The sequence below is a fragment of the Shewanella sp. SG41-4 genome (genome assembly GCF_014164505.1).
Lineage (GTDB): Bacteria > Pseudomonadota > Gammaproteobacteria > Enterobacterales > Shewanellaceae > Shewanella.
Genome location: NZ_JACJFI010000402.1, coordinates 1 through 2,664, shown reverse-complemented (window position 1 = coordinate 2,664; position 2,664 = coordinate 1). Strand labels below are relative to the sequence as shown.

General features: G+C 39.1%; 8 protein-coding genes. All 8 read right to left on the bottom strand.

Translation table 11 applies throughout. From position 1 onward, the window contains the following. The coding region (locus tag H5202_RS24045; protein ID WP_220493945.1) for a hypothetical protein at nt 1-180 on the bottom strand (180 nt) is incomplete at its 3' end. A gap of 38 nt (nt 181-218) precedes the next feature. Next, a complete protein-coding gene (locus tag H5202_RS20265; protein WP_182773653.1) occupies nt 219-554 on the bottom strand; it encodes a hypothetical protein in 336 nt (111 codons plus the stop codon). 118 nt (nt 555-672) lie between these two features. Further along, entirely contained in the window at nt 673-1,077 is a 405-nt protein-coding gene (locus tag H5202_RS20260) for a hypothetical protein (RefSeq protein ID WP_182773652.1), read from the bottom strand. An 83-nt stretch (nt 1,078-1,160) separates the two neighbouring features. Continuing rightward, nucleotides 1,161-1,385 carry a hypothetical protein gene (locus tag H5202_RS20255; protein ID WP_182773651.1) on the bottom strand — a complete coding sequence of 75 codons (225 nt, stop codon included), beginning with the start codon at nt 1,383-1,385 and terminating at the stop codon, nt 1,161-1,163. 13 nt (nt 1,386-1,398) lie between these two features. Continuing rightward, nucleotides 1,399-1,668, bottom strand: coding sequence for a hypothetical protein (locus H5202_RS20250; RefSeq protein ID WP_182773650.1), 270 nt, complete (start codon nt 1,666-1,668; stop codon nt 1,399-1,401). Between the two features lie 11 nt (nt 1,669-1,679). Continuing rightward, nucleotides 1,680-1,913 (bottom strand): hypothetical protein, encoded by a 234-nt coding sequence (locus tag H5202_RS20245; RefSeq protein ID WP_182773649.1) that lies wholly within the window; start codon nt 1,911-1,913, stop codon nt 1,680-1,682. A gap of 150 nt (nt 1,914-2,063) precedes the next feature. Continuing rightward, nucleotides 2,064-2,483, bottom strand: coding sequence for a helix-turn-helix domain-containing protein (locus H5202_RS20240; RefSeq protein ID WP_182773648.1), 420 nt, complete (start codon nt 2,481-2,483; stop codon nt 2,064-2,066). A 9-nt stretch (nt 2,484-2,492) separates the two neighbouring features. Then, nucleotides 2,493-2,654, bottom strand: coding sequence for a type II toxin-antitoxin system HigB family toxin (locus H5202_RS20235; RefSeq protein WP_259397405.1), 162 nt, complete (start codon nt 2,652-2,654; stop codon nt 2,493-2,495). Between the last annotated feature and the right edge of the window lie 10 nt (nt 2,655-2,664).

Sequence of the window (2,664 nt, the reverse complement as noted above, 5' to 3'; positions counted from 1 at the left end):
GACTGGCTCATGATAAGTTTTTGAGCCAATGTAAGCTCGAAATGTATCTCCATCATAATTATTATGAATTTGCTTAACGTACACATTGTCATCTGGTGGCTCAGTACCACTTCCGCCGCCAGCATTAACTGAAAATGCACTAAAGCACGCAAAAAGCATCAAAATAAAGTTTAATTTCAATGTTAGCCCCTCAATTCATATCAATGTAATGCCTAAAATTATATTGGCATAGATGGCCATACTTCATCTAAACACGGTAAATTTGGTGATTGATTTGTATCTGCACCAACCATATAGCATTCAATCCAATATCTATTTGGCCTACCACCGAGAAATTGCTCATCGAAGAAGTGCATGTTAACACCTACATCACCATTGACTCGATCATTATGCCCCTTGCGTGTTGCTTCTTGCTTTATAAAAATAAATAAATCTCTTTCTAGCTCAACTGTGAATTCATCTTGGTGTTTACCGGACCACTTGGGAGTACCAAACGTGCTGCAATGATATATTGGTGCTGTAGCTGCTGTACCGTATGTGCCTATATATCCCATGTACTTTCCCTATTCACTATAACAACTTACTTATAAGCCGCAACCGTTGCCTCAGTTGGTAAATTATCTCTATACTTCAATGTTGTTCAGTATTTTTGAGTTTGACCCTTAAGACTGTTCAACTTTGTTTTCTTGCTATGACAATAAGGCTGTCAGTGTATGAATAACCATATCCATAACCATAACTCACACCATCGCTAATCGCTTCGGTCTTAGTAAACGGTCTTGCATAGCTCGATATCTCCTGGTCTTGATATTGATAGTTGTAAGCCCCAGATATTATTGGAACTACACTTTGCACTTCATAACCTGACTCATTGAGTAATGCTATTGCTAAATCCAAATCTCTTTGAAGTCTTTCTGAGTCAACAATACATTTGTTTGCTTTCACCTCTGAATCAGCGTTTTTGGGTTCATTTGTCGGTGCGTTAGGGTTCCCCCAAGGATCAGATTTAAGCATGGACTGACGAGGTGTTGAGTTGATTTCACTAAAGTAAGCTTTCACAAGTATTGTTTTGTTCATGAGCGGAAAACCTCTATATTTCCAGAAATTTGATAAAATAACTTCTTCGCCCTAGTGCAAATGATTTGCACTGCGGCCAGTGACTAATTTCTTGCTTTAACTAACCCAAAAATTGGCGCTACGAGAGCAGGAAATAACCACAAAAGGGGATGAACAAAATCCGATATAGTTAGGTCAATATCATACTGCTCAACGTAAGAAAGCAACCCAAAGCCCAATCCTGCTATTGCTGTATATCCAATTAACAAAAGTTGAACAGTAACCTTCCAAAACACTTTATTATTAAATGCTATGCCTTCCCGTTCCATGCTTTTTCCTACCTTAACTTTCTTTAGAAATACCAAGACCAGAAGTGAGATCATCAAGAGACATATACACCGCAAATGAATCACCGTTGAGGTAATGAACAATACAATGGTTTGTGTTGTATTCTTCGATTCTGGTAATCATTTTCGGGCAAATAACATACGATTTATCATTCCCCTTAACGACTGCTTTTGACTCTGTTAATCCTGAATACTGATAACCAGTAAGACTTTTTATACCTGGTATTAGCTTCTGGAGTTCTAAGATAACTTTTTTATCAAACATGCTGTTTCCCATCAAGGTTTTGAGGTGAATATTAAATTATCCTGAACATTAATAATGAAATATTCATCGGTTCTTGGACGGTAAAATCCGTCGATACCTAGTATATTCGGCTCACCAATTGTCGTTACATCTTTGGCTAGTTGAGCATGATTCCAAGGCTTTCCGTAGATATTTTTTAGTATTTCAACGTGATTACCTGGAAATTCCAGAAGCTTGAGGGTTTTAACAGGTTTAGCTTTTAACAAGGTCTTTTTTAACTACTTTCCCATCATCTAAATATTAAGATCTCGGTTTGCTATCTAACCTTGTGCCAACCAGTTTACAAGATAAAAAAGTCCGTACATTTACCCGTTGTTTCAGTTTCACAATCCATGTTTAGTTTCTTATTATTTCAGTTAGAAGAAGACCGCCGGACTGACGCCGAAACGATGTGCCAGGTTCATAATATGTTCACGGGTCAGGTTCTTTTTCCCTGCCAACACCTGAGAAACCATGCTTTTTTTACCAATCTCGTTCTCAAAGTCAGTCGTGTTCAACCCATATTGATCCATCAACACCTTGAGCGTGGCTACTGCAGAGTCAATCTCCCCCTGCCTGTGGTTGAATGCCTCAAACCTTACAGATTCATCTTCGTAGCGGGTAATGGCATTCCCCAGAGCCTCGATAATGATCAGGTTATCATCGTACTGCTCGATCAGCTCATCCATCAGTGCCAGCGCCTGCCTGTGCTCCGAAGCAGATGAAATGCCAGTTAGTATAGGGAGTTGGGATGTAATAACCCCCGCCATTTTAGTGACTTCTGCGACAACTAACATTTTCTTCTCCTATTTTCGGTACTTCTTACACAGCAGATCGTATTCTTTGTGAGTGACGATATGCTTTACATAAATTCGGTTATGCCTGAACTCGATAAAGGCCAGCATGCGTAAATTGTTGCCACCTATGTCGATAATCCACCATTTATCCTTGTACTTAAAATTGTCCAAGGAACCGAAC

Excerpts from the sequence above, each read along its gene's own strand:
- H5202_RS20255 (WP_182773651.1), bottom strand. The coding sequence starts at position 1,385 with ATGGAACGGGAAGGCATAGCATTTAATAATAAAGTGTTTTGGAAGGTT.
- H5202_RS20250 (WP_182773650.1), bottom strand. The coding sequence starts at position 1,668 with ATGTTTGATAAAAAAGTTATCTTAGAACTCCAGAAGCTAATACCAGGT.
- H5202_RS20265 (WP_182773653.1), bottom strand. The coding sequence starts at position 554 with ATGGGATATATAGGCACATACGGTACAGCAGCTACAGCACCAATATAT.
- H5202_RS20260 (WP_182773652.1), bottom strand. The coding sequence starts at position 1,077 with ATGAACAAAACAATACTTGTGAAAGCTTACTTTAGTGAAATCAACTCA.
- H5202_RS20240 (WP_182773648.1), bottom strand. The coding sequence starts at position 2,483 with ATGTTAGTTGTCGCAGAAGTCACTAAAATGGCGGGGGTTATTACATCC.